26 protein-coding genes are annotated in these 24,574 nt (G+C 68.8%); 17 read left to right on the forward strand and 9 right to left on the reverse strand.

Annotation, left to right across the window (positions count from 1 at the left end; all coding sequences use genetic code 11):
* Window positions 1–119: 119 nt before the first annotated feature.
* Genes KTC28_RS07850 through KTC28_RS07860 form a run of 3 tightly spaced genes read left to right on the forward strand, consistent with a single transcriptional unit; the run spans window position 120 to window position 3,252 of the window.
* On the forward strand, window positions 120–1,244 hold the full coding sequence (locus KTC28_RS07850) for a CaiB/BaiF CoA transferase family protein (RefSeq protein ID WP_216708388.1): 1,125 nt from the start codon (window positions 120–122) through the stop codon (window positions 1,242–1,244).
* Window positions 1,241–2,107 carry a retropepsin-like aspartic protease gene (locus KTC28_RS07855; protein ID WP_216708389.1) on the forward strand — a complete coding sequence of 289 codons (867 nt, stop codon included), beginning with the start codon at window positions 1,241–1,243 and terminating at the stop codon, window positions 2,105–2,107. Before KTC28_RS07850 ends, KTC28_RS07855 begins: the two co-directional genes overlap by 4 nt.
* Window positions 2,104–3,252 (forward strand): deoxyguanosinetriphosphate triphosphohydrolase, encoded by a 1,149-nt coding sequence (locus KTC28_RS07860; protein WP_216708390.1) that lies wholly within the window; start codon window positions 2,104–2,106, stop codon window positions 3,250–3,252. Before KTC28_RS07855 ends, KTC28_RS07860 begins: the two co-directional genes overlap by 4 nt.
* Here KTC28_RS07860 and aqpZ read toward each other — a convergent pair.
* Together aqpZ and KTC28_RS07870 are read right to left on the reverse strand one after the other, a co-directional pair.
* On the reverse strand, window positions 3,246–3,992 hold the full coding sequence (gene aqpZ, locus KTC28_RS07865) for an aquaporin Z (RefSeq protein ID WP_216708391.1): 747 nt from the start codon (window positions 3,990–3,992) through the stop codon (window positions 3,246–3,248). The two genes, KTC28_RS07860 and aqpZ, sit on opposite strands and share 7 nt — an antisense overlap.
* Before the next feature lie 38 nt (window positions 3,993–4,030).
* Window positions 4,031–4,852: a DUF3011 domain-containing protein gene (locus KTC28_RS07870; protein ID WP_216708392.1), complete on the reverse strand. Its 822-nt coding sequence runs from the start codon at window positions 4,850–4,852 to the stop codon at window positions 4,031–4,033.
* A 171-nt stretch (window positions 4,853–5,023) separates the two neighbouring features.
* Between KTC28_RS07870 and argS the strand changes: the two genes are divergently transcribed.
* The 14 genes from argS to KTC28_RS07940 all read left to right on the forward strand — a co-directional run bounded on the left by argS (window position 5,024) and on the right by KTC28_RS07940 (window position 17,286).
* On the forward strand, window positions 5,024–6,748 hold the full coding sequence (argS, locus tag KTC28_RS07875; RefSeq protein ID WP_216708393.1) for an arginine--tRNA ligase: 1,725 nt from the start codon (window positions 5,024–5,026) through the stop codon (window positions 6,746–6,748).
* Window positions 6,748–7,698 carry an SPOR domain-containing protein gene (locus KTC28_RS07880; RefSeq protein WP_216708394.1) on the forward strand — a complete coding sequence of 317 codons (951 nt, stop codon included), beginning with the start codon at window positions 6,748–6,750 and terminating at the stop codon, window positions 7,696–7,698. The genes argS and KTC28_RS07880 overlap by 1 nt, the downstream gene beginning before the upstream one ends.
* 3 nt (window positions 7,699–7,701) lie before the next feature.
* Entirely contained in the window at window positions 7,702–8,703 is a 1,002-nt protein-coding gene (gene nagZ / locus KTC28_RS07885; RefSeq protein WP_216708395.1) for a beta-N-acetylhexosaminidase, read from the forward strand.
* On the forward strand, window positions 8,696–9,448 hold the full coding sequence (locus tag KTC28_RS07890) for a segregation and condensation protein A (RefSeq protein WP_216708396.1): 753 nt from the start codon (window positions 8,696–8,698) through the stop codon (window positions 9,446–9,448). The genes nagZ and KTC28_RS07890 overlap by 8 nt, the downstream gene beginning before the upstream one ends.
* Entirely contained in the window at window positions 9,445–10,026 is a 582-nt protein-coding gene (gene scpB / locus KTC28_RS07895; protein ID WP_216708397.1) for an SMC-Scp complex subunit ScpB, read from the forward strand. The genes KTC28_RS07890 and scpB overlap by 4 nt, the downstream gene beginning before the upstream one ends.
* 56 nt (window positions 10,027–10,082) lie before the next feature.
* Window positions 10,083–10,352, forward strand: coding sequence for a twin-arginine translocase TatA/TatE family subunit (locus KTC28_RS07900; protein WP_216708398.1), 270 nt, complete (start codon window positions 10,083–10,085; stop codon window positions 10,350–10,352).
* 21 nt (window positions 10,353–10,373) lie between these two features.
* Complete coding sequence (gene tatB, locus KTC28_RS07905; RefSeq protein ID WP_216708399.1) at window positions 10,374–10,853, forward strand: Sec-independent protein translocase protein TatB; 480 nt, start codon at window positions 10,374–10,376, stop codon at window positions 10,851–10,853.
* Window positions 10,850–11,638 carry a twin-arginine translocase subunit TatC gene (gene tatC, locus KTC28_RS07910; RefSeq protein WP_216708400.1) on the forward strand — a complete coding sequence of 263 codons (789 nt, stop codon included), beginning with the start codon at window positions 10,850–10,852 and terminating at the stop codon, window positions 11,636–11,638. Before tatB ends, tatC begins: the two co-directional genes overlap by 4 nt.
* 298 nt (window positions 11,639–11,936) lie before the next feature.
* A complete protein-coding gene (locus tag KTC28_RS07915; protein WP_216708401.1) occupies window positions 11,937–12,413 on the forward strand; it encodes a pyridoxamine 5'-phosphate oxidase family protein in 477 nt (158 codons plus the stop codon).
* A gap of 72 nt (window positions 12,414–12,485) precedes the next feature.
* Window positions 12,486–13,661 (forward strand): bifunctional phosphopantothenoylcysteine decarboxylase/phosphopantothenate--cysteine ligase CoaBC, encoded by a 1,176-nt coding sequence (gene coaBC / locus KTC28_RS07920; RefSeq protein ID WP_216708402.1) that lies wholly within the window; start codon window positions 12,486–12,488, stop codon window positions 13,659–13,661.
* A complete protein-coding gene (gene dut / locus KTC28_RS07925; protein ID WP_216708403.1) occupies window positions 13,658–14,113 on the forward strand; it encodes a dUTP diphosphatase in 456 nt (151 codons plus the stop codon). Before coaBC ends, dut begins: the two co-directional genes overlap by 4 nt.
* The gene (locus KTC28_RS07930; RefSeq protein WP_216708404.1) at window positions 14,110–14,859 is read left to right on the forward strand and encodes a HesA/MoeB/ThiF family protein; all 750 of its coding nucleotides are present in this window, start codon (window positions 14,110–14,112) and stop codon (window positions 14,857–14,859) included. The genes dut and KTC28_RS07930 overlap by 4 nt, the downstream gene beginning before the upstream one ends.
* On the forward strand, window positions 14,841–15,155 hold the full coding sequence (locus tag KTC28_RS07935) for a DsrE family protein (RefSeq protein WP_216708405.1): 315 nt from the start codon (window positions 14,841–14,843) through the stop codon (window positions 15,153–15,155). Before KTC28_RS07930 ends, KTC28_RS07935 begins: the two co-directional genes overlap by 19 nt.
* Window positions 15,156–15,231: 76 nt before the next feature.
* Entirely contained in the window at window positions 15,232–17,286 is a 2,055-nt protein-coding gene (locus tag KTC28_RS07940) for a transglycosylase domain-containing protein (protein WP_439650116.1), read from the forward strand.
* Between the two features lie 162 nt (window positions 17,287–17,448).
* On the opposite strand, the gene queG is transcribed toward KTC28_RS07940, so the two are convergent.
* The 7 genes from queG to KTC28_RS07975 are packed head-to-tail and all read right to left on the reverse strand — an operon-like array spanning window position 17,449 to window position 24,538.
* Window positions 17,449–18,660: a tRNA epoxyqueuosine(34) reductase QueG gene (queG, locus tag KTC28_RS07945; RefSeq protein WP_255602368.1), complete on the reverse strand. Its 1,212-nt coding sequence runs from the start codon at window positions 18,658–18,660 to the stop codon at window positions 17,449–17,451.
* Window positions 18,661–18,709: 49 nt separating this feature from the next.
* Window positions 18,710–19,375, reverse strand: coding sequence for a glutathione S-transferase family protein (locus KTC28_RS07950; RefSeq protein WP_216708407.1), 666 nt, complete (start codon window positions 19,373–19,375; stop codon window positions 18,710–18,712).
* Window positions 19,376–19,408: 33 nt separating this feature from the next.
* Window positions 19,409–20,182 carry an exodeoxyribonuclease III gene (locus KTC28_RS07955; RefSeq protein ID WP_216708408.1) on the reverse strand — a complete coding sequence of 258 codons (774 nt, stop codon included), beginning with the start codon at window positions 20,180–20,182 and terminating at the stop codon, window positions 19,409–19,411.
* A complete protein-coding gene (locus tag KTC28_RS07960; RefSeq protein ID WP_216708409.1) occupies window positions 20,179–20,979 on the reverse strand; it encodes a glycoside hydrolase family 16 protein in 801 nt (266 codons plus the stop codon). Before KTC28_RS07960 ends, KTC28_RS07955 begins: the two co-directional genes overlap by 4 nt.
* Complete coding sequence (locus tag KTC28_RS07965) at window positions 20,976–22,058, reverse strand: glycosyltransferase (protein ID WP_216708410.1); 1,083 nt, start codon at window positions 22,056–22,058, stop codon at window positions 20,976–20,978. Before KTC28_RS07965 ends, KTC28_RS07960 begins: the two co-directional genes overlap by 4 nt.
* Window positions 22,055–23,491 (reverse strand): hypothetical protein, encoded by a 1,437-nt coding sequence (locus KTC28_RS07970; protein ID WP_216708411.1) that lies wholly within the window; start codon window positions 23,489–23,491, stop codon window positions 22,055–22,057. Before KTC28_RS07970 ends, KTC28_RS07965 begins: the two co-directional genes overlap by 4 nt.
* Window positions 23,492–23,497: 6 nt before the next feature.
* The gene (locus KTC28_RS07975; protein WP_216708860.1) at window positions 23,498–24,538 is read right to left on the reverse strand and encodes a glycosyltransferase; all 1,041 of its coding nucleotides are present in this window, start codon (window positions 24,536–24,538) and stop codon (window positions 23,498–23,500) included.
* Window positions 24,539–24,574 lie beyond the last annotated feature (36 nt).

Genomic DNA, 24,574 nt, shown 5'->3' on the forward strand with positions numbered 1-24,574 from the left:
TTGCCGTTGACGATCCGAACGTCGCCCAGCCAAGTCGGCCGCCCGGCCTGCGCGGGTTTCGCTTGCCGCGATGTACCGGTCTGCGCCATCACGCAGGCAATCGCTTGGGGAGACTAGACATGGCTGGACCGCTCGCCGGGCTCCGCATCATCGAACTCGCCGGGATCGGTCCGGGGCCCTTTGCCGGGATGATGCTCGCCGATCACGGCGCGGAGGTCATCCGCGTCGACCGTCCCGGCGCGCGGATCGACAGCCGCGATCCGCTGCTGCGGTCGCGGACGCTGATCGGCGTCGACCTCAAGTCACCCGAAGGGATCGCCGTCGTCCGCGATCTCGTCCGCACCGCCGACGGGCTGATCGAGGGGTTTCGCCCGGGCGTCACCGAACGCCTCGGGCTCGGCCCCGACGTGCTGCTCGCCGACAACCCGAAGCTGGTCTACGGGCGGATGACCGGTTGGGGCCAGACCGGGCCGTACGCGGCGGCGGCCGGGCACGATATCAACTACATCGCGCTGGCGGGGGCGCTTCACGCCTTCGGTCGCGCAGGCGAGAAGCCGACGCCGCCGATCAACATGGTCGGCGACTTCGGCGGCGGCGGGATGATGCTCGCGTTCGGCATGGTCAGTGCGTTGCTCCACGCCGCGAAGACCGGCGCGGGGCAGGTGATCGATGCGGCGATGACCGACGGCGCGGCGGTACTGATGTCGATGATCTGGGGGTTCCGCGCCAACGGCATGTGGTCCGACGATCGCGGCACGAACCTGCTCGATACCGCCGCGCATTTCTACGACAGCTACGAAACCGCCGACGGCAAGTGGATCGCGATCGGGTCGATCGAGCCGCAATTCTACGCCGAGCTCCGCCGCCTGACCGGGCTCGACGCCGCGCCCGAGTTCGATGCGCAGATGGTCCGCGCGAGCTGGGGGCCGCTCAAGGACAAGCTTACCGCGTTGTTCCTGACGCGGACCCGCGACGACTGGTGTGAGATGATGGAGATGACCGACGTCTGCTTCGCGCCGGTGCTGAGCATGGCCGAAGCCCCGGCGCATCCGCACAACGTGGCGCGAGCCACCTTCGTCGAGGCGGGCGGGGTCGTCCAGCCCGCTCCGGCGCCGCGCTATTCGATCAGCACGACCGCCGCCCCGGCGATGACGACCGTGTTCAGCGGCGGCGACGTGCTGGCGGGACTCGGCTACGACGCCGCCCGGATCGCGGCGCTGACCGCGGCGGGGACGGTTCGTTGAGGTTCGACCGCCGCGCGCTGCTGGCGGGCGGCGCGGCGGCGATGCTCGCGGGCTTCGCCGGTCCTGCAAACGCCGATAGCGCCGCGACCCGGCTCCGCGTCGTCGACGACCGGGTCTTCGTCGACGCCGTGGTCAACGGCCGGCCGACCACTGCCTTGCTCGATTCGGGCGCCGAGATGACCGTGCTCGACCGCGCCTTCGCCGCCCGGCTCGGGATCAGCGGCGGATCGGCGGCGACTGTGCGCGGGACCGGCGCGGCAACGATCGAGGCGCGCCTCGTTCGCGGGGTCGAGGTCATCGTTGCCGGGCTGCGGCTGCGCTCGCCGACCGTCGCGGTGATCGATCTCGCCGACATCGCCCGGCGGGTGCACCTCGACCGGATCGACGTGCTCGTCGGGCGCGATCTATTCGATGCGGCGCGATTGGCGATCGACCTGCGTGCGGGGAGTGTGCGCGCGGGAGCATCGATCGTCCCGGCGGGGGTCCGGCTGCCGCTCGTGCCCGAGCGTGGGGTCGAAACCATCCCGATTTTGATCGAGGGCTCCCCCGCACGGGCCGATTTCGACCTCGGCAACGGCGGTAGCGTCCTGATCGGTGCGGGGTTCGCCAACCGCCACCAGATGCTCGCCGACGGCCGACCGCTCGCGACGATCCCGGGCGGCGGCATCGGCGGGGCGACCCTCCAGACGACGTTGTCGCTGCGCACGCTCGATCTCGGCGGCCGCCGATTTTACGACGTTCCCGCCGCGATCGACACCAGCCCGACCGCCGCCGATGCCAATATCGGGGTGAGGCTTCTCAAGCGCTTCGGCATCGTCACCGACTTCGCCGCGCGCAGCGTCTGGCTCGATTTCCGCGGATGAAACCCTACGCCACCGACCCCGCCGCGTCGCGCGGGCGGCGCTTCGCCGAGGCCCCGTCGGCGACCCGCGACGCGTTCCAGCGCGACCGCGACCGCATCGTCCATTGCTCGGCGTTCCGGCGGCTGCGCGACAAGACGCAGGTGTTCGTCGCCCCCGACGGTGACCATTTCCGCGTCCGCCTGACGCACAGCCTCGAAGTCGCGCAGATCGCCCGCGCCGTCGCCCGCGCACTGGGGCTAAACGAGGACCTGACCGAAGCCTGCGCGCTCGCCCACGACCTTGGCCACCCGCCGTTCGGCCATTCGGGCGAGGATGCGCTCGAAGCCGCGATGGCCCCGTTCGGCGGCTTCGATCACAATGCCCAGACGGTGCGGATCGTCACGCGGCTCGAGCAGCGCTATCCTGGTTTCGATGGCCTCAACCTGAGCTGGGAGACGATCGAGGGTCTCGCCAAGCACAACGGCCCGGTCGTCGCGCCGACGTGGGCGCTGAGCGAGGCCGACACCGGGTTTCCGCTCGATCTCGCGACATGGCCGGGGCTCGAAGCGCAGGTCGCAGCGGCGGCGGACGACATCGCCTATGACAATCACGACCTCGACGACGGGTTGCGCGCCGGATTGTTCACGATCGACGACGTCGTCGCAGTGCCGTTCGTCGCCGACTGCTGGGCGGCGGTGACCGCGCGCTTCCCCGGAGTGGCGGCACGGCGGCGACTCGTTCCCGAACTCGTCCGCGAGCAGATCGGGCGGATGGTCGACGACCTTCTCGCGACGAGCCGCGCCCGCATTGCCGCCGTCGCGCCCGGCTCGGTCGCCGATGTCCGCGCGGCCGAGCACGCGCTGATCGGCTTTTCGGACGGCATGGCGGACAGCGCTGGGGCGCTCAAACACTTTCTGCGCACGCGGATGTATACCCATCCCGAGGTCGCCCGCCTCCGCGACCCAGCGGTCGAGATCGTCGCCGGGTTGTTCGCCGCGTTCGATGCCGATCCCAACCAGCTGCCGCCGCGCTGGCAGGCGACGCTCCCCGCCGCCGAGCCCGAACGCGCGCGTCACGTCGGCGACTTCATTGCCGGGATGACCGATCGCTATGCGCTCAGGGAGTATGCGCGGGTGATCGGGCCGAGCCCGATGCCGGGTTACTGATCCGCGCCGAGCATCGGTTCGCCGACCATCGCGGGTGCGGCGGGTTCGCCAGCAAGCCAGCGGTAGGCACCCCCGGCGAGGAGCGCGCCGCCGATCGGGGCGAGCCAGAACAGCCAGAGCTGCTGGAGCGCGAGGCCGCCGACGAGCAATGCCGGGCCGGTGCTCCGCGCCGGATTGACGCTCGTGTTGGTCACCGGGATCGAGATCAAATGGATCAGCGTCAGCGCGAGGCCAATCGCGATCGGCGCGAACCCCGACGGCGACCGCGTGTCGGTTGCGCCGAGGATGACGATGAGAAAGCCGAACGTCAGTACGACCTCGATGATCAGCCCCGACATCAGCGTATAATGCCCCGGCGACTGGATGCCGTAGCCGTTGACCGCGAGGCTCGTCGGACCCATCACGAAGTCGGGACCGCCCTGCGCGATCGTCATCAGGACGAACGCGGCGACGATCGCCCCCGCGACCTGCGCGACGATGTACGGCAGGATGTCCTTCGCGGGAAAGCGCTTGCCCGCCCATAATCCGATCGTAACGGCCGGGTTGAGATGGCAGCCCGAGATGTGGCCGATCGAGTACGCCATCGTCAGGACGGTCAGCCCGAACGCGAGGCTGACACCGGCGAGCCCGATGCCGACGCCGGGGAACGCAGCCGCCAGAACCGCGCTGCCGCACCCGCCGAAGACAAGCCAGAAGGTGCCGAAGCCTTCCGCAAACAGGCGTTTAGGCAATGCGATCATGGTCGTTTCCCCCTTGATGCGTTCTCGGCCGCGTCATCCTAGCCAAGCCGGAAGCGTGCGCGGCAGCCGCCGTTGACCCAGATGCCGCCGCGGTCCCAGCCCCATGTCTGGCCCTGGACGCAGTTGCCGGCGATGACGTCGATCTGCGGGCGGCGGAAGACATCGGTGGCGCAGCGGCTCGGCTGGAACTGCCACGATTCGCAGACGATCATCCGCCCGCCGTTGCCGGGAATTGGCGCGGTGGGGAAGCCGCCACCGGGCCCGGGGCCCCCGGGGCGGCCGCCGACGACCGCAAAGATGCCGCGGCAGCCGTTGTTGACCCAGATGCCGCGCGGGGTGAAGCCCCACGTCTGGCCCTGCGTGCACATACCGCCGGTCTGCTGGAGCAGGCGGACACCGCCGCGCGTATCCGCCGGACATTCGTTCGGCTGGAATTGCCACGATTCGCAGGTGATCTGGCGCGCTTGGGGCGGGTAGCCCGCACCGCCGCCACCTGGGTAACCGCCACCTGGGTAACCGCCGCCACCGGGACCGCCACCACCCGGGTAACCTCCGCCCGGATAGCCGCCGCCGCCGTTCCCGCCGCCAGCGCGATTGACCGAGAAGACCGCGCGGCAGTTGCCGCTGACCCAGATGCTGTTCGCGTCCCAGCCCCATGTCCGCCCCTGGTCGCATGGCGGGTTGGTGACCTGCATCAGCTTGACGAATCCCGCTCGGCCGATGTCGATCGGGCAGCGTGCCGGTTCGCGGAACGACGCGCACTCGATCTGCTGCCAGTTGCCGCCCTGCGCGATCGCGGGGGCCGACCAGGAACCTGCCCCGGCGATGATCATCGCGAGCATTAGAACCAGCCTAAACATTACGCAGTGCCCCCCGCGGCGGAATCCCCCTCCACCGATGGTGCGATACTAGCCAAGGCCGATCGTTCCGGCAACGGACTTTTCCCGGCACCGCCCGACCGGATCGAGCGTGACCCGCCGCCGATTCCCCGCTAGTCGTGGCGTTTGCCAACCGAACCCGCCGGAACCGCCTTGACCACCGTTTATCATCGCTATGCTGCTCATGTCGCCGACGCGCTCGCCGATCTCGTCCGCTCGGGCGACCTGCCGCCGGGGCTCGATACGCGCCACGTTACCGTCGAAAGCCCGCGCGATCCGACCCACGGCGACTTGGCGACCAATGCGGCGATGGTGCTGGCGAAGCCCGCGGGGATGAAGCCGCGCGAGATCGCGGTCGGCATCGCGCAATATCTCATCGGGCTGCCCGACGTCGCGAGCGCCGAAGTCGCCGGGCCGGGCTTCCTCAACATCACGCTCAACCCGGGCGTTTGGCAGGCCGAACTCCGCACGATCCTTGCCGAGGGAGCCGACTATGGCCGCTCGACGATGGGCGGCGGCAAGCCGATCAACGTCGAATATGTCTCGGCGAACCCGACCGGGCCGATGCACATGGGGCATTGCCGGGGCGCGGTCGTCGGCGACGCGCTGGCGAGCCTGCTCGACTATGCCGGGTTCGCGGTGACGCGCGAATATTACATCAACGACGCCGGCGGGCAGGTAGACACGCTCGCCCGCTCGGCGCACCTGCGCTACCTCGAGGCGCTCGGCGGCGTCGTCACGATCCCCGAGGGCTATTACCCCGGCGACTATCTGATCCCGGTCGGGCAGGCGCTCGCCGCCGAGCTCGGCGATCATTATGCGCTGCTCCCCGAAAGCGAGTGGCTCGCGCTCTTCCGGAGCCGTACCGTTGCGATGATGATGGACCTGATCCGCGACGATCTCGCGCTGCTCGGCATCCACCACGACCGCTTCTTCTCCGAAGCCAGCCTCGGAGATGCGGTCGGGGCTGCACTTGCCGATCTCGATGCCAAGGGGCTGATCTACGAGGGCGTCCTCGAAGCGCCGAAGGGGGAAACAGCCGACGACTGGGAGCCGCGCCCGCAGACGCTGTTCCGCAGCTCGCAGTTCGGCGACGACAGTGATCGTGCGCTCAAAAAGTCCGACGGCAGCTGGACATATTTCGCGGGTGACGTCGCGTATCACTACGACAAATTGCGCCGCGGCTTCACCGGGCTCGTCGACATGTTCGGGGCCGACCACGGCGGCTACGTCAAGCGGATGACGGCGGCGGTCGCGGCGCTGTCCGACGGCGCGGTCGCGCTCGACGTCAAGCTCGTCCAGATGGTTCGGCTGTTTCGCGCCGGTGAGCCGGTCAAGATGTCGAAGCGGTCGGGCTCGTTTGTCACGCTCGCCGATGTCGTCCACGAGGTCGGCAAGGACGTCGTCCGGTTCATCATGTTGACCAAGAAGTCGGACACCCAGCTCGATTTCGACTTCGCCAAGGTCGTCGAGCAGTCGCGCGAGAACCCGGTGTTTTACGTCCAGTACGCCCACGCCCGGATCTGCTCGCTCCAGCGGCGCGCGGCGGAGGCGGGGATGGTCTTGCCCGACGCCGACCTGACGCGGCTCGACGACGAGGAGCTCGGGCTGGTCAAATTCGCTGCGCAATGGCCGAAGATCGTCGAAGCGGCGGCGGCATCGAACGAACCGCACCGGATCGCCTTCTATCTCAACGACTTGGCGGCAGCTTTCCATTCGCTGTGGAATCGCGGCAACGACGACCCGTCGCGGCGTTTCCTGATCGAGGACGATGTCGCGCTGACGGCGGCGCGGCTTGCACTGGCGAAGGCGGCGGCGCAGGTCATTGCCAACGGGCTTGGGGTGATGGGCGTCGAGCCGGCGCGGGAAATGCACTGATGGCACGCGGCCAGCACGACCCCGACGACGATCTCGACGACGACGCCCCGTGGCTCGCCGAAGGGGTCCGCGAGACGCGCGGGTCGACGATGGTGCCGCGCGGGCGGGTGATCGGCGGCGGGCTCGTCGCGATCGCGCTCATCGTCTTGATCGGGCTGGGGATTTATCTGATCTCGGCGCGTAAGCAGGACGGGTCGAGCGGGTTCAAGCGGGCCGAGGATGCCCCGCTGATCGCCGCCGATCCCGGGCCGTACAAGCTCACCCCGACCGATCCCGGCGGGGCGTCGGTTGCCGGCATCACCGATTCGATCGCGGCGGCGGGGCGCGGCGATGATCCAGGGAGCGCGATCGATACGACCGCGACGCCCGAGGAGCCACTCGCCCGGCCCGGAACCGCGCCCGAGCCGCCAACCGATCTGCTGCCGCCCGCGGCCGCACCGGTGGCCGCACCGCCTGCCCCCGTTGCCGCTCCACCCGCCAAGGTCGTTGCAGCGCCGGTCAAGGTCGTCCCGGCCCCGATCGTGCCCCCGGCGAAGGTCGCCCCGGCCCCCGTCGTGCCTCCGGTGAAGATCGCCGCGGCTCCCGTTGTCCCCCCGGTTGCCGACAAGCCGAAGCCCAAGCCGGTCAAGCCCGCAGCCGCATTCGACCCGTCGAAACCGGTCGACCTGCTGGCGGAAACCACGCCGCCGAAGCCTGCGAAAGCGTCGGGCGGAAGCGCGTCGCTCCAGCTCGGTGCGTTCTCGTCGGCGGCCAAGGCCGATGCGGCGTGGACGGCCGCGGTCGGGCACGCCCCGGCGCTTGCTGCGTTGAGTAAGCGCGTCGAGCCGATCGACCGCGACGGCAAGACGCTCTACCGGCTTCGCGCCGGGGGCGTCGCGTCGAAGGCGGCGGCGTCCGATCTGTGCGCGAAGGTCAAGGCCGGCGGCGATGCCTGCCTCGTTGCGGAGTAAGCGATGACCCCGTTGTTCCTCGGCATGTCCGGTCCGGTGCTGACCGCCGACGAGATAACGCTGTTCCGGCAGTGCGACCCCGCGGGCTATATCCTGTTCGCGCGCAACTGCGTCGATCCCGACCAGATGCTCGCGCTGACCGATAGTCTGCGCAACCTCGCGCAGCGCGACTTGCCGATCCTGATCGACCAGGAAGGCGGACGCGTCGCGCGGATGAAGCCGCCGGTGTGGGCCGAATTTCCGCCAGCCGCGCGCTTCGGCGCATTTTACGACATCGCCCCGGTCACCGCGATCGAGGCGGCGCGGCTCAACGCGCTGGTGCTCGCGCTGACGCTGCGCGATGCCGGGGTGACGGTTGACTGCCTGCCACTCCTCGACGTTCGCGCGCCGGGCGGCCACGACATCATCGGCGACCGCAGCTACGGCAGTGAGCCGATGCGCGTCGCCGCGCTCGGCAAGGCGACGCTCGACGGTCTGCGCGCCGGGGGCGTGATCGGCGTCGTCAAGCATATCCCGGGACACGGCCGCGCGACGGTCGACAGCCATCTCGGGCTGCCGGTGGTGAGCGCGACGCGCGAGGAGCTCGCGGTCGATTTCGAGCCGTTCCGCACGCTGAACGCCGCGCCGATGGCGATGACCGCGCACATCGTCTACTCGGCGCTCGACCCCGAACATTGCGCAACGGTGTCGGCGAAAGTCATCGCCGAGACGATCCGCCGCGACATCGGCTTCGACGGGCTGCTGATGTCCGACGACCTCGGCATGAAGGCATTGGGCGGCAGCTTCGCCGACAAGACGATCGGGTGCCTCAAGGCGGGATGCGATATCGCGCTGCATTGCTCGGGGGTGTTCGACGAGATGGTCGAGGTCGTCGCCGCTGCTCCGGAAATCAGTCACGAGGCGACGACCCGGCTCGGCGCGGCGATGCTGTGGCCGATTCCGCCGCATGAGTTGTCGATCGCGGATTTGACCAGGCAGCGCGATGCGTTGCTGGCGTATGGCTGACGATTTCGGCGCTCCAGTTCGTATCATTCCCGAGACGCTGACGCTCGCGCTCGACGGGTGGGAGGGTCCGCTCGACGTCTTGCTCGCACTCGCCCGTGCGCAGAAGGTCGACCTCAAGGTGATCTCAATCCTCGCGCTGGTCGACCAGTATCTCGCGTTCATTGCCGAGGCGCGGACGATCCGGCTCGAGCTCGCCGCCGACTATCTCGTGATGGCGGCATGGCTCGCGTATCTGAAATCGTGCCTGCTGCTGCCGCCCGACCCCGAAGCCGATCCCGATCCGCATGAGCTCGCGCTCCGGCTGCAGTTCCGGCTGCAGCGGCTCGATGCGATGCGCGAGGCGGGGGCGCGAATGATGGCGCGCGACCGCGCCGGGCACGACACCTTTCGCCGCATCGCGCCGGAGGGGCTGCGGCTGATCGCGAGCAATGCGGTCGACTGTACGCTGTTCGATTTGCTCAGCGCGTACGGCACCATCGTCCGGCGGCGCGAACGGCCAGGCTACAGCGTCGTCCGCCGCGACGTCCTCGCGCTCGACGAGGCGCTCGAACGGCTGGCGCGGCTGGTCGGGGCGGCGCGCGACTGGACCGATTTGGCCACGTATTTGCCCCCCGCTCCCGACGAGGCGTACCGCCGCTCGGCGCTTGCGAGCACGTTTCTGGCGGCGCTCGAACTGACGCGGCAGGGACGGACGGATCTGGCGCAGTTCGATGCGTTCGCGCCGGTGCTCGTGCGCGCCAGATGACCGATCCCCAGCTCGTCCGCGAAGTCGAAGCGATCGTCTTCGCCGCCGAGCACCCCGTTACCCTTGCCGAAATCGCGCGCCACGTCTCCGAGCCCGGCGATATCGCCGCCGCACTCGCCGACCTCGCCGCGAGCTATGCGCCGCGCGGGATCGTCCTCGTCGAGCGCGGCGGGCGCTGGCTGTTCCAGACCGCTCCCGACCTCGGCCACCTCCTTCGCCGGACCCGAGAAGCGCCGCGCAAATTGTCGCGGGCGGCGGTCGAGACGCTCGCGATCATCGCCTATCACGAGCCCGCGACCCGCGCCGAGATCGAGGATATCCGCGGCGTCGCGGTGTCGCCAGGGACGGTCGACGTGCTCATGGCGGCGGGGTGGGTCCGCCCCGCCGGCCGCCGCGAGTCGCCCGGCCGCCCGCTCCAATTCGCGACGACGCCGGGATTCCTCGCCGATTTCGGGCTCGCCGATCGCCGCGATCTCCCCGGGGTCGCCGACCTGCGCGCAGCGGGGCTGCTCGACCGCGTGCCGCCCGGCGCTTCCACTGGCGAAATCGCCGACGCTGGCTTACATAGCGAGCGATAGGGTCGTGTCGCGGCCCGGATCGTGGCCCCGCGGGGGCTAAGGCGGAGTTTCAGATCATGGGTTCGTTCAGCCTCGTCCATTGGCTCATCGTCATCCTCGTCGTCATCCTGTTGTTCGGGCGCGGGCGGATTTCGGATTTGATGGGCGACATGGCCAAGGGCATCAACAGCTTCAAGAAGGGGCTGGCCGACGACGGCACCCCCCCGGCTTACCCGCCGCCGCCGCAGGGCTATGCGCCGCCGCCGGCCTACGCCCCGCCGCACATTGCGCCCCCTGCGCCTGTCGTTCCCCCCGCGCCGGTGCACGACGAGGTTCCGCGGAGCTAGGGCGTCTAGCGGACCGGTCCGATGTTCGGCATCGACTCCTCCGAATTTCTCCTGATAGCGATCGTCGCGCTCGTCGTGATCGGGCCGAAGGATCTGCCGCGCGTGATGCGGATGGTCGGCGGCTGGGTCGGGCGCGGGCGGGCGATGACACGTCACCTCCGCAGCGGCTTCGACACGATGATGCGTGAGGCCGAGCTCGAGGAAATGCAGAAGCAGTGGGCGCAGCAGAACGCCGATATCATGGCGGCGACGACGGTCGCCCCGGTCGCGCCGCATGTTTACGATGCGCCGGTGGTCGCGTCGCCTGCTGCATCGCCCGTGCCGAACATCTACGATATGCCGGTCGCGACGCACGCACCCGCCACCGGGATCGCAATGACCGGTCCGCGCCCGTCGCCCGCCGCGATCCTTGCCCATGCCGACGTCGCCGAACCCGCGATCGCCGCCGAGCCGCTTCCCGCCGTGCATAGCGAACCTGTACCCCCGACGGCAGCGCCATGAGCGAACTCGACGACAGCAAGGCGCCGCTGATGGAGCATCTGGTCGAGCTGCGGAAACGGCTGCTCGTCAGCCTCGTCGCGCTCGTCGTCGCGTTCGGTATCGCCTTCACCCAGTCGAAGACGATTTTCGCGTTTCTCGTCCAGCCGCTCGTCCGTGCCGAAGGGCCCGGAGCGCACACGCAGTTGATCTTCACCAAGCTTTACGAGGCGTTCTTCGTCCAGGTGAAGGTCGCTGCGTTCGCGGCGCTCGTCATTGCCTTCCCGATCATCGCCAACCAGATCTGGGCATTCGTCGCGCCCGGCCTCTACAAGAACGAGAAGCGCGCGTTCCTGCCGTTCCTGATCATGACTCCGGTATTGTTCACCGCCGGGGCAGCGCTCGCATATTACGTCGTCGCCCCGATCTCGTTTAGATTCTTCCTCAAGTTCAACGACAACGGCGCGACGACCGGATTTGCTCAGACCGCGCTGCCGGCGATGAACGACTATCTGTCGCTGATCATGCATTTCATGGCGGGGTTTGGCATCGCGTTCCTCCTGCCGGTGCTGCTGATGCTGCTCGAGCGCGCCGGGATCGTGACGCGCACCCAGCTCAAGGCTGGACGGCGCTACGCAATCGTCGGGGCGTTCGTCGTCGCCGCGGTGCTGGCTCCACCCGATGTCGTATCGCAATGCCTGCTCGCGGTGCCGCTGATCGCGCTCTACGAGGCGTCGATCATCGGAATCTGGTTCAGCGAGCGCAAGCGCGCCCGCGACGCTGCTGCACTGCCCGCTATCGTACCGTAGTGCACCATCCCTGACATTCGTACAGAAAAGGCCCACAACCGGGGGGATGGTTGCGGGCCTTTCTAATAATTTGGGTCCGACCGCATTCGGGGGGGATGATGCGGCCGGACCCTTGGGAGGACAGCGGGAGCGGGGGGGCATATACCGCTGTCCAGTCTTCTAAACGGACATGCCCGTTCGGGGTTCCGCGCCCCGCGAAGTTTTTTTGCGGTGCATCAAAACGCGATCTTCGGAGCGATGGAACCAGCCGAAACGACCGCGCGTCTTCCGGTTACGTAACCATTGAAAAGGCCGGACGATGACCGACGATACGACAAAGTTCTGGGACATGATCGACGATCTCCGCGTCGCGATGCTGACGACCGAAACGGCGAACGGCCTCGAAAGCCGCCCGATGAGCGCGTATGTCGACAAGGATGCCGGCGACATCTGGTTTATCACCAAGATCGACAGCAACAAGACCGAGGAGATCAAGGACGACGCCAAGGTCAACCTCGCTTTCGCCAATTCGTCGTCGAACAAGTACGTCTCGGTTACCGGCACCGCACGCGTCGTCCGCGACCCGGCGAAGCAGAAGGAATTGTGGAACCCGTTCGCCGAGGCTTGGCTGCCCGAGGGCCCCGAGGCGCCGACGACGGGCCTGATCCACGTCACCCCCGAGCATGCGACGATCTGGGATTCGCCGGGCAAGCTGGCAATGCTCGTCAAGGTCGCCAAGGCGAATCTGACGCAGACGCCGCCGAAGGACGACAAGGTCACGCACGTCACGCTGTAAAGCGTCTTTCATCCCGGCGAAGCAGGCCTTCGCCGGGATGACAGCACCGATCGCGGCGACTACACCGCCGGGATGCACGGCAAACGAATTCTGCTCATCGTCGGCGGCGGCATCGCCGCATTCAAGGCGCTCGAACTCGTTCGGGCGCTGCGCCGCGAGGGGGCGACGGTCACGCCCGTCCTGACCGCGGGCGGAGCGCATTTCGTGACGCCGCTCAGCCTGTCTGCGCTCGCCGCCAGCCCGGTCCACAGCGATTTGTGGAGCCTCGATGAGGGCGGCGGCATGGGGCACATCGAACTCAGCCGCAGCGCCGACCTCATCGTCGTCTGCCCGGCGACCGCCGACCTGATGGCGAAAATGACCGCGGGGATCGCCGATGATCTCGCGACCACGCTCCTGCTCGCGACCGACACGCCGGTCATCGCCGTCCCTGCGATGAACGTCCGCATGTGGACGCACGCCGCGACGGTGGCGAACGTCGCGATGTTGCGGGAACGCGGAGTGATGGTCATCGAGCCCGACGACGGTCCGATGGCGTGCGGCGAGTTCGGCCCGGGGCGACTGCCCGAGGTTCCGGCGATCGTCGCGGCGATCGCTCTGCACTTTGCGCCCAAGCCGCTGACCGGCAGGCACGTCGTCGTCACCGCCGGTCCGACGCATGAGCCGATCGACCCGGTCCGCTATCTCGCCAACCGCTCGTCGGGCAAGCAAGGCTTCGCAATCGCGGGCGCGCTGGCTGCACTCGGCGCGCGGGTGACGCTCGTCGCCGGGCCGATCGCGCTCGTCACGCCCCCCGGCTGCACGCGGATCGACGTTGAGACCGCGCGGCAGATGGCGGTTGCGGTCGAGGCGGCGCTGCCCGCTGATGCCGCAGTCCTCGTCGCCGCGGTCGCCGACTGGGGGGTGATCGCCTCGCCCGACAAGCTCAAGAAGGCGGAGGGGATGCCGCGCTTCGACATGGTCGAGAATCCCGATATCCTCGCCACGCTCGGCCACAGCCCCGACCGTCCGCGCCTCGTCGTCGGTTTCGCCGCCGAGACCAGCGAGACGGTGGCGAATGCCGTCGCCAAGCGCGTCGCCAAGGGGGCCGACTGGATCGTCGCCAACGATGTCTCGGGCGACGTGATGGGCGGCGACGCCAATACCGTCCACCTCGTCACCGCCGACGGCGTCGAGGACTGGCCGACGCTGGCCAAGGCCGAGGTCGCCCGGCGGCTCGCCGATCGCATCGCACAGGAATTCGCATGACCCCCGAAATCGTCATCGACGTCGAGATCATGCGCCACGCTGACGGCCTCGATTTGCCCGCTTATGCAACCGAAGGGGCGGCGGGGATGGACGTCGTTGCCGCGCTCGACCGCGACCTGGTTCTTGCGCCGGGCGCGCGTGCGGCGGTGCCGACCGGGCTCAAGCTCGCGATCCCCGACGGCTACGAGGTCCAGGTCCGCCCGCGGTCGGGGCTCGCGCTCAAGCACGGCCTGACGGTGGCGAACGCGCCGGGGACGATCGACAGCGACTATCGTGGCGAATTGAAGGTGCTGCTCGCCAACCTCGGCGATGCGGCGGTGACGATCACGCGCGGCATGCGGATCGCGCAGCTCGTCGTCGCGCCGGTCGTCCGCGGGCGCTGGGTCGCCGTCGATACCGTCGCCGAGGACACGGCACGCGGGAGCGGCGGGTTCGGCTCGACGGGATCGTGAGCCTCACCGACGACCAGCTCGACCGCTACGCCCGCCACATCATCCTCAAGGAAATCGGCGGCAGCGGCCAAGCGAAGCTGCTCGCCAGCAGCGTCGCGGTGGTCGGCGCAGGGGGTCTCGGCTCGCCGTGCCTGATGTACCTCGCCGCCGCCGGGGTCGGGCGGCTGACGGTGATCGACGACGATACGGTCGCGCTGTCGAACCTCCAGCGCCAGGTCCTCCACGGCACCGCCGACGTCGGCCGGGCGAAGACCGACAGCGCGCGCGACGGGCTGGCACGAATCAACCCCGACGCAGTGGTGACACCGCAGCGCGTCCGGCTCGACGCGAACAACGCCGCCGCGCTGCTCGGCGGGCACGATGTCGTTGCCGACGGATCGGACAGTTTTGCGACGCGGCTGACCGTCGCCGATGCCTGCGTCACCTTGCGGATACCCCTCGTCTCGGCTGCGGTCGGGCCGTTCGACGGGCAGCTTTCGACGTTCCGGGGATGGGAGGCCGGACTGCCGTGCTACCGCTGCTATGTCGGCAATGCCCCGGGGCGTGAAGACACGAGTTGCGCCGATCAGGGCATCCTCGGCGCGCTGACCGGCGTGATGGGGGCGATGCAGGCGCTCGAAGTTATTCGCGAGATCACCGGCTTCGGCCCGACATTGGCGGGGCGACTGTTGCTGTTCGATGCGCTGTCGATGCGGATGCGAACGTTAAATTTGGCGAAGGACCCGGCATGCCCGGCGTGCCACTAGCGATCGTCGTCAGCGAGGCCGGTCCGCGTCTTGCCACCGCGCTGACGCTCGCTGCCGCCGCCGCTGCCTTGGGGCGCGACGTCTCGATACTGTTCGACGGGGCGAGCGTCGCCGTGCTTGCGCCACCGGGGCCGTTGCTCGGCACCGCGCTCGAACTCGGTGTGCGGATGATAGCGTGCCAGACCGGACTTGCCGACGCGGGAATCGACGCCGCGCGGCTGCCGCCGGGGGTGGCGACCGGAGGGATGATCGGCTTCCTCGCGGCGTTGGGCGACGCGCAACTGCTGCTGGTTTGACGCTCGAAGCCGGCGAAGCCTTTCGCAATCCGCTTGCCGCCACCCCAAACCGAGCCTACCCGCATAATACACCTCGATGGCCACAGCTTCGCCCCGCACCGCCGTTCGCCGACCCCCGCCCAAGCCCCCGCGCGGCGGGTTTTCGGCGTTAATGATCGGGCTGCTCAAATGGGGCGGCGCGATCATCCTCCTCGCGGTCATCGGCCTCGGCATTTCGGTCGCGATCGCAATGGGGTCGCTCCCCGGTTTCGACGAGCTCAAGCGGTCGCCGAACGGCCAGTCGGTCGAGATTCGCGGCGCCGACAACAGCGTCCTCGTCAGCCTCGGGCCGAGCTACGGTGAGTGGCTGCCGTTCGCGCGCATTCCCAAGACGATGACCGCGGCGATGATCGCGGTCGAGGACCGGCGCTTTTATTACCACCCCGGGGTCGATCCGATCGGCATGGCGCGGTCGCTGCGCAGCAATGCGACGCGCGGGACGCGGCAGGGGGCGTCGACGATCACCCAGCAGCTCGCGCGCAACGTCTTCCTGACGTCGAACCAGACGTATAGCCGCAAGATCCGCGAGGCGGTCATCGCGCTCGCGATCGAGCGCAAGTTCACCAAAGAAGCGATCCTCGAACTCTACCTCAACCGCGTCTATTTCGGCGGCGGCGCATACGGAATCGACGCCGCAAGCCGCAAGTTCTTCGGCCACCCTGCCGAAACGCTCAGCCTCGAGGAGGCGGCGATCATCGCCGGGCTGGTCAAGGCGCCGAGCCGCTATGCGCCGTCGGCCGACCCGGTCCGCGCGCGCGATCGCGCCAGCGTCGTCATCAAGACGATGGAAGATTCAGGGGCGATCACCCCCGCCCAGGCCGCCGCCGCCGACTTCGCCTCGCTTCGCTTTGCGCCGCAGGAGCGCCAGTCGGGGGTGCGGTACTTCACCGACTGGGTCCTCGCGCAGGTCGAGAACCTGACCGACGAGGCGGTTGAGCCGCTGTCGGTGTCGACGACGCTCGACCCCGCCGGGCAGCGCTATGCCGAGGCCGCGATCGCCGCCGAATCGCCCGCCGGGGCGCAGGGTGCGCTCGTGTCGATGGCGCGCGACGGCGCGGTCAAGGCGATGGTCGGCGGGCGCGATTATGTCGCCTCGAACTACAACCGCGCGGTCGCGGCACGGCGGCAGCCTGGGTCGTCATGGAAGCTGTTCGACTATCTCGCGGCGATCGAGGACGGGGTCGAGCCCGACGACACGATCGTCGATGGTCCTGTCACGATCGACGGCTGGTCGCCGCATAATTTCGGCAACAGTTACGCCGGGACGGTGACGGTCCGCCATGCTTTCGCCGAGTCGATCAACACCGTCGCGGTCAAGCTCGCGCAACGTGTCGGCTTCGACACCGTCGCCGACGTCGCGCGCCGCTTCGGCATCACCACGCCGATCGACCGCCGCCCGGCAATGGCGCTCGGCGCGTCGGACGTCGAGCTGCTCGAATTGACCACAGCTTACGCCGGGGTCGCCAACCAGGGGGTCGAGACGCGGCCGTACGCGATCACGCGGATCGCCACCGCGTCGGGCAAGGTGCTCTACACCCGCGAGGCGCCGAGCCCGCGCGTCCTCGTCGCGCCGTACGTCGCGGCGAAGATGACCGACCTTCTCAAGGCGGCGGTCGAGACCGGGACCGGGCGCAACGCGCAGATCGGGCGGCCGCTCGCGGGCAAGACGGGCACGACGAGTAGCTATAAGGATGGCTGGTTCATTGGCTTCACCAACGAACTCACCACCGGCGTTTGGATGGGACGCGACGATGCCAAGCCAGTTGCGAGCCTGCAGGGCGGGCGGGCCCCGGCGCGGGCGTTCGCCGCGTACATGGCGCGCGCGGTCGGCGGCACCCCGCCCGCACCGTTGACCACCGACGTCGCGGCGCCCGACTTGGGTCTCGAACCCGACGACCAGGTCTATGGGCTGGTGCCCGACTCCGCTGCGCCGGGGGTGACGTCGGACAACAGCGGCGAGGTCGACGTCCAGCCGCGCCGCCGCGATCCGGCTCCGGGGGATGAGGACCAGCCGCGCCTCGACGACCGTTGGCTCAACGACACGCTCAATGCGCCCGCGCCGCGGCAACAGCGGACCCCAGATCCGTATTAGCGCTGTCCTACACCCGCCCGCCCATGCGACGTTCGCGGATCAAGTCGCCACCGGGCGGCGTCGAACGTTCTTTCTCATCGTGAGGGCCGGCCCGTTACAGTCTGGGGCCGACGTGCGACCGGGCAGCAACGAAGGTCAAAAAGCACCGTCGTTTGTGTGAACTTATTTTGAACTTAGCAGCGGATTTGCCCATTCCGCCCCAACCGTCGGGTCGGTTTCAGCCGCGATCCGTGCCGGGTTGACGCCGCCGCCGAGCCGCCGCCACGCCCAGATCGCCGCGCCGCGAACGACCGTTGCAGGATCGTCGAGCAGTATCCCCAGCGGGCCGAGCAACGCCGCGTCGCCGCTATTCCCCGCCGCGATGGCGACGTTGCGGACGAAGCGGTCGCGCCCGATCCGCTTGACCGGCGACCCGGCGAACACGGCGCGGAAGCCCGCGTCGTCGAGCGCGAGCAGGTCGGCGATCGCCGGTCGGACGAGCTCGGCGCGCGGGGCGAAGGCGATGTCGTGCGCCGCGACCGCGAACTTATTCCACGGACAGACGCTCAGGCAGTCGTCGCAGCCATAGATACGGTTGCCGATCGCAGCCCGGAACTCGACCGGGATCGGCCCCTTGTGCTCGATCGTCAGGTACGAGATGCAGCGACGTGCATCCAATTGATAAGGTTGGGGAAAAGCGTCGGTCGGGCATGCGCGCTGGCACGCGTCGCAGCTGCCGCAACGGTCGCGGCCGGGCGGCGACGGGGTCAAGTCCAGCGTCGTATAGATCGCGCCGAGGAACAGCCACGACCCGTGGTCGCGCGATACGAGGTTGGTGTGCTTGCCCTGCCAGCCGAGCCCGGCGGCCTCGGCGAGCGGCTTCTCCATCACCGGGGCGGTGTCGACGAAGACCTTGAGCGGGGCAGGGGCCTCCCGCGCGAGCCAGCCGCCGAGGGCCTTCAGCCGCCGCTTGACGCTGTCGTGATAGTCGCTGCCCAGCGCATAGACCGAGATCGCGGCGTGTCCCGGTTCGTCCGCCAGCCGCAGCGGGTCGAGCGCGGGGGCGTAGCTCGTGCCGAGCATGATAACCGAGCGGACTTCAGGCCAGAGGGCGGCGGGCGTCACGCGGCGGTCGACGGTCTCGGCCATCCAGATCATGTCGCCGTGGCGGCCGTCGGCGAGCCAGTCACGGAGGCGGGCTCCGGCGAGCGGGGCGGCGGTGGCGGGGGCGACGCCGATTGCGGCGAAGCCGTGGGTGAGCGCGGCGGCGGCGAGGCTAGCGGTAAAGTCGCCCTGCTTCCCCTTCCCTTCAGGGGAGGGGCGAGAGCCGTCGCGCTTGCGACGGCCCGGGGGTGGGGCCGTAACGAGCCGAGCGGCGTGTGGTGACTCCCCCACCCCCGGCCCCTCCCCTAAAGGGGAGGGGAGCAGGTCGGGATCTGGCCCGTCACCAGTCGAGCTTGTCATAATGACCCGGCGGCGGCAGGCCCTCCATCCGCTCGCCGAGCAACGGACGAAACGTCGGGCGCGACTTGATCGCCGAATACCACTGCCGCGCCGCGTCGTGACCGTCCCAGTCGATCCCGCCGAGATAGTCGGCGACCGAGACCTGCGCCGCCGCGGCGATGTCGGCGAGGCCGAACGCGGGGCCCGACAGCCAGCGGCGGTGGTCGAGGATGAAGTCGAGATAGTCGAGATGCGCTTCGGCTGCCCTTGCCGCGGCGCGGATGACCTTGGCGTCGGGGGCGGTGCGTTCGAAGACGCGCTTGAACATCCGCTCGCCGAGGAGGGGGACGACGACCTCGGCGTAGAACTTGCCCTCGAACCACGCGACCATCCGGCGGGTTTCGGCGCGCTCGGCCGCCCCCGATCCGAGCAAGGGCGAGCGGTCGACCGTCTCCTCGAGATACTCGCCGATCGCCCCCGAATCGGCGAGGACCAGCGCCCCGTCGCGCAGCACCGGGGTCTGCCCGGTGGGATTGAGCTCCATGAAGCTGTCCCGCCGCTCCCACGGCAGCTCGACGACGAGTTCGACCGCGACGCCCTTCTCGGCGCACTGGAAGCGGACCTTGCGCGAGAACGGACACAGCGCGAATTGATGGAGTTGCCACATAACCGTCTTACTAGCGTCGCCCGCGGCCGCGGGTCACGGTCTAAGTTCGATCCAGGCCGGAGCGTGGTCGCTCGACTTGTCGCCGGCACGGGCGTCGCGGTCGACCCCGGCGGCGGCGAGGCGGGGGGCGAGCGCCTCGCTGAGCAGCAAATGGTCGAGCCGCATCCCGGCATCGCGGGGGAAGGCGTTACGGAAATAGTCCCAGAAGGTGAACATCGGCTCGTCGGGGTTGAGCGTTCGCAGTGCGTCGGTCCAGCCCTGCGCGACGAGCGCGGCGTAGGCAGCGCGCGCCTCGGGCTGGATCAGCGCGTTGCCCTTCAAAGCACCGGGGCGGTAGATGTCGAAGTCGGTCGGGACGACATTGTAGTCGCCAGCGAGGACCACCGGCAGCCCGCTGGCGAGAAGCCCGGCGGCGTGTGTGGCGAACGCGTCGAACCACGCCAGCTTGTAGTCGAACTTCGGCCCCGGCCACGGATTGCCGTTGGGCAAATAAAGTCCGCCGATCAGCACGCCGTCGACCGCCGCCTCGATGTAGCGGCTCTGGGCAGGATCGGGGTCGCCGGGGAAGCTGCGCCGGGTGACGACGGGGGCGCTGCCGCGGGCAAGAATGGCGACGCCGTTCCAGCTTTTCTGCCCGTGCCACACCGCGCCATAGCCTGCGGCCTCGAGCGCTGCAGCGGGAAAGCGCTCGTCGGGGGCCTTCAGCTCCTGCAGCGCGACCGCGTCGGGCTTGGCGCGGTCGAGCCAGTCGATCAGGTTCGCCAGCCGCCCGTTGATGCCGTTGACGTTGTACGTCGCGATCTTCACCGGCAGGGGCCAGGGACGAGTTCGTAGACGTGAACGTACGCCACTCGAAGCACCGACGGGTTCGGCGTGTCGGTAATCGGATACCCCGAGCCGAGCGCGAGATTGACCAGCGGGTACAGCGGGCGCGTGTGCTGCGGCGGCGTCGGGATCTCCCACACTGGCTGGCGGTCGAGATAGAAGGTCGTGACGTCGGGGGCGACGCGGACGCCGTAATTATGGAAGGCGGTCGTCAGGCTGTCGGCGGGCACCTTGTTCCAGTGGAGGCCGCCGGGGCCCTTATCACCGGGCCAGACGTGCCAGCCGCTCTGGAAGCCGCCGGTGTTGTGGCCGTAATACTCGATCGCGTCGAGTTCGACCGACGGTGTCGTGTCGCCGTTGACGATGTGGGTGCCGAGCCAGAATGCCGGCCATGTGCCCGGCCCCGGCGGCAGCTTCATCCGCGCCTCGAAATAGCCGTAGCGAACCCCGGGGCCGGTGCCGGTTGCGTCACCTGCTGCGATTAGTCCCGAGGTCCAGTGTCCGGCGGCGTCGCGGCGCGCGGTGATCGTCAGACCCTCGGCATCGCGTCCGAATGGTCCGCCAACGCCTGGATCGACAAATGCAGCATCGCCGAAGTCGCCGTTCCACGGGGTATGCGCGGTCCAGCGCGCGCCGTCGGCCAGCGTATGCGGCGCGATCGCCAGCGTCTTGAAGTCCTCCGTGAACACCGGCCGCAACGCACACATTGCAAGCGGGGTCATCGTCGCCTGGGCACCGCAGGTCGACAGCAGGAGCGCGGCGACGGTGGCGCGGATCATCTTGCGGCCATGAGTTCGCGGCTCAGCTCGACATGGCGGCGGACATAGCCCTCGGCATCGAGCCCGGCGGCGACAAGATGCGCCTGCGCTCGCTGCGCCATCGCGGTCGCAACGGCTGGATCGGCGGCGACCTCGCGCAATGCCGCGCGCAACGCCGCCGCATCGCCGACCGGAACGTAGCGGACAGCATCGTCGCCGAAGTAGCCCCGCAGTCCGCCGACGTCGGTCGCGACGACCGGCAGTCCGGCGAGCACCGCCTCCTCGACGACGGTGATCCCGCTGGCGTGGTGGTTGGCGGACAGCGGCACGCACATCATCGTCGCGCGCGCCATCGCCGCCGCGAGGTCGGCGTTGGTCCGAAGCTTGCCGATGACGACGTTCGGGGCATCGCAGGCGAGGGTCCGGTCGATCGTGCCTGAGAACACTTCGACTGCAATATCATCGGTCCCCCGCGCCGCCGCAACGAGCGTTGCCCAGTCGCGATGCCGGTCGTTGCCGAGCGCGATGACGCGGATCGGGCGGTTCTCGCGGACGGCGGGTTCGAGCGGGTGCTCGGCGGGGATACCAAAGGGGATCATTTCGGCACGCTTGCCCGGGAACAGGCCGCGCGCGATTGCGAGGTTATCGTCCGACAGCGTCGTCAATACATCGACCCGCTGGATCAACCGCCGGAACATCGCGCGGCGGAGCGGGTCGAGCCGCGCCCAGCGGTCGTACAGCCAGACCGCTTGGCCGATCAGCTTCGGTCCCGGTGGCAGCACCCACGCGACCCCGAGGAATTGCGATTCGGTGTGCGTCCAGACGACGTCGGCCTGCGCCATCGCCGCGCGGTGCCGCCACGCGTGGACGAGGTCGAAGCCGAGAATGACGCGCAGCGCGAGTCGGACGAACTGCGCGAAGTAGGTCTCCGGACCCGAGCGCGAGAACGTGACATTGCAGCCCATCCGCTCGGCGCGGCCATATCCATATGGGGTATCGTCGTTGATCCCGACGAGCGATCCCGCCGCCCGCGCCGCGCGCCACTGGTCGACGTCCTTGTCGCGCGCCAGATGGACGAAGACGTTGAGCCGCGCGGTCACCGCTGGCGTCTTTCGCCTGCGGCTTCGAACTGCACCGCGCCGCGAAGCTGGACCCGTCGATTGGCGCGCATCGGCGACGCCGCCGCTGCGCGCGAGGCCAGCGCGGCACCAGCGAAGATAGCGAACAACGCGGTCGGGTCGGGCCCGGCGGCAACGAGCGACGCGACGAGCAGGAACGACATTGCCGCCCACATCGCGGCGGTGCCGATGCGCGCCCGCTCGTCGTCGAGGCCGGGCTCGTCGTCCCGGCGCGGACGCACGAGCCGCCACAGATACACCGCGAAGGCCACCGTCCCGACGACGCCGGTCGAGCCGAGGATGGCGGTGGCGATGCTCGACGAGCGGAAGCTGCCGGGCCCGATGCCGAGGCCGTCGGACGCGAGGAACACTGTCCACCCCTGCCGCGCCCAAAAAGCGCGCTGGAGGCCCGAAGATGATCCCTGTTTCTTCGTGACGACGGCGTCGAAGATGTGGACGAAGCTGTCGAGCAGGCCGGGGTTGAACGAGGCCAGCAGCACGAGTCCCGCCACAGCGGCGAGGCCGACGACCGCCGCGGCGATCCACTTGCGGCCGCCGCCGCGACCCAACGCCAGCACCAGCCGGACGCCGCCGTATCCCGCAAGCCCGACATAGGCGCTCGACGATGTCGAGGCGATCAGGATGAGCAGCAGTGCCAGCGCGATCGGCCCGGTCCGGCGCGGGCTGACCCTCAATGACCAGCACTCGAACATGAAGACGAACCAAACCAGCCCGAAGATGGCGAACGACGACGGCTCGGGCTGGATGCCGCTGATGCGCAGGAAGCCGCCGACCTCTTCGTCGAGCTGGGCGTAATGCGCGTTGCGGAAGAAAGTCAGGATTTCGCCGATGGCTCCGCCCTTGCCGACGACCGACATGATGCCGAACACGACATGCGCCCACGCGGTGTAGACTCCGGCGTCGACCAGCGCGCGCAGGCCGCGCGAGTCGCGACACGCGATATACCCGCCGACTGCGCACAACAGCGTGCCGACCATGTAGACCGCGGTGGTGATGTTCTGCGACGTCGGGGCGAGTTCGACCGTGGCGAACAACGTGCCGTTGCCCTGTCGCATCGGCGCAACTTCGATCACCCCGGCGAACAACCGCGGACCGACGAACGCCATGACGAACCCGTAAAGCACGAAGACCGCGAGCGGCAGATTCTCACGCAGCGAATCACCAGCAAGATCGCTCTGGCCGCTGCCTGGCACGACGATCCGAAGGATGAGGAATAACAAAGCGATATTGACCGGCGGAACCGACGACCCGCCAAGTGCGGGCAGGATGAATGCCGCCGATCCGCCGAACAACGATGACACGATGACGACGACGAACATCGCAACGACACTGGCACGCAGGAATAAAGCGATGCCGACGGCGATCAGGATCACGCCGAAGATCGTCGGCACCATCGGAAGTTATCCGGCCAAAGCGGCGCGGATCCCCGCGTCGAAATGTTCCGGAGCGAAGCGGGCGGCGTCGGCAACCGCTGCGGCGGGGTCGAAGTGCGGCAGGAAACGCTCCATCGCCTGAACGCCCTCGATCAGGCTCGCGACCGTCTGCTCCTTGAAGAATAGCCCCGACCGTCCCTCGACGACGCTGTCGCGGATACCGCCGCGTCCGTAGGCTAGGACCGGCCGGCCTGACGCCATCGCCTCGACCGGCACGATCCCGAAATCCTCCTCGGCGGTGAAGACCAAGGCACGGCATTGGGCGTAGGCGGCACGGAGCGCAGTGAAGTCGAGCCGGTCGACGATCGTGATGTTCGGCTTGGCCCGGCGGCGCAGCTCCTTCTGGATGTTGCCGTCACCGACCATCAACAGGGGGAGCCCGAGTTCGTTGAAGGCATCGAGCGCGATATCGGCGCGCTTGTACGGGGTCATCTGGCCGACCCACAGGTAGCGCGGCTCGACATCGTCGCGCGGGCGGAACAGGTCGACCTCGACCGGCGGGTGGACGACGCTCGACTCGCGGTGCCAGACGCGGCTGATCCGCTTCTGGATGAAAGTCGAATTGGCGACGAAGGTGTCGACCCGCGCCGCCGAGATGACGTCCCAGTTGCGGACGCCGTGGAACAGCCACGGGATCGCCAGCTTCGACAGCCCCGACGTCGTCGATAGATAGTCGTGGTAGTGGTCCCACAGATACCGCATCGGCGAGTGGCAGTAACACAGGTGCAGCGCATCGGGCGGGGCGATAACCCCCTTCGCTGGCCCGGATTCGCTGCTGATGACCAAATCGTAGCCGCGCAGGTCGAGCTGTTCGAGCGCGAGCGGCATCAGTGGCAGGTACTTCTGGTAATGCTTCGCCGCTCCGGGGAGCCGGTTGATGAACGTCGTCTTCACCGGGCGTCCGCGAATGATCTCCGACATCTTGCCCGGGACATAGACGTGGGTGAAGATATCGGCGTCGGGGAACAGCTTGATCAGCCGCTCGATCACGCGCTCGCCGCCGCGCATCCCGACAAGCCAATAATGCACGATCGCGACGCGCGG

This window comes from Polymorphobacter megasporae (genome assembly GCF_018982885.2).
Classification (GTDB): Bacteria; Pseudomonadota; Alphaproteobacteria; order Sphingomonadales; family Sphingomonadaceae; genus Polymorphobacter_B; species Polymorphobacter_B megasporae.

Coding starts and splice junctions, on each gene's coding strand:
- KTC28_RS07850 (WP_216708388.1), top strand. CDS start 120: ATGGCTGGACCGCTCGCCGGGCTCCGCATCATCGAACTCGCCGGGATC.
- KTC28_RS07860 (WP_216708390.1), top strand. CDS start 2,104: ATGAAACCCTACGCCACCGACCCCGCCGCGTCGCGCGGGCGGCGCTTC.
- aqpZ (WP_216708391.1), bottom strand. CDS start 3,992: ATGATCGCATTGCCTAAACGCCTGTTTGCGGAAGGCTTCGGCACCTTC.
- KTC28_RS07870 (WP_216708392.1), bottom strand. CDS start 4,852: ATGTTTAGGCTGGTTCTAATGCTCGCGATGATCATCGCCGGGGCAGGT.
- KTC28_RS07880 (WP_216708394.1), top strand. CDS start 6,748: ATGGCACGCGGCCAGCACGACCCCGACGACGATCTCGACGACGACGCC.
- nagZ (WP_216708395.1), top strand. CDS start 7,702: ATGACCCCGTTGTTCCTCGGCATGTCCGGTCCGGTGCTGACCGCCGAC.
- KTC28_RS07890 (WP_216708396.1), top strand. CDS start 8,696: ATGGCTGACGATTTCGGCGCTCCAGTTCGTATCATTCCCGAGACGCTG.
- scpB (WP_216708397.1), top strand. CDS start 9,445: ATGACCGATCCCCAGCTCGTCCGCGAAGTCGAAGCGATCGTCTTCGCC.
- KTC28_RS07900 (WP_216708398.1), top strand. CDS start 10,083: ATGGGTTCGTTCAGCCTCGTCCATTGGCTCATCGTCATCCTCGTCGTC.
- tatB (WP_216708399.1), top strand. CDS start 10,374: ATGTTCGGCATCGACTCCTCCGAATTTCTCCTGATAGCGATCGTCGCG.
- tatC (WP_216708400.1), top strand. CDS start 10,850: ATGAGCGAACTCGACGACAGCAAGGCGCCGCTGATGGAGCATCTGGTC.
- KTC28_RS07915 (WP_216708401.1), top strand. CDS start 11,937: ATGACCGACGATACGACAAAGTTCTGGGACATGATCGACGATCTCCGC.
- coaBC (WP_216708402.1), top strand. CDS start 12,486: ATGCACGGCAAACGAATTCTGCTCATCGTCGGCGGCGGCATCGCCGCA.
- dut (WP_216708403.1), top strand. CDS start 13,658: ATGACCCCCGAAATCGTCATCGACGTCGAGATCATGCGCCACGCTGAC.
- KTC28_RS07935 (WP_216708405.1), top strand. CDS start 14,841: ATGCCCGGCGTGCCACTAGCGATCGTCGTCAGCGAGGCCGGTCCGCGT.
- KTC28_RS07940 (WP_439650116.1), top strand. CDS start 15,232: ATGGCCACAGCTTCGCCCCGCACCGCCGTTCGCCGACCCCCGCCCAAG.
- KTC28_RS07950 (WP_216708407.1), bottom strand. CDS start 19,375: ATGTGGCAACTCCATCAATTCGCGCTGTGTCCGTTCTCGCGCAAGGTC.
- KTC28_RS07960 (WP_216708409.1), bottom strand. CDS start 20,979: ATGATCCGCGCCACCGTCGCCGCGCTCCTGCTGTCGACCTGCGGTGCC.
- KTC28_RS07970 (WP_216708411.1), bottom strand. CDS start 23,491: ATGGTGCCGACGATCTTCGGCGTGATCCTGATCGCCGTCGGCATCGCT.
- KTC28_RS07975 (WP_216708860.1), bottom strand. CDS start 24,538: ATGCGCGGCGGCGAGCGCGTGATCGAGCGGCTGATCAAGCTGTTCCCC.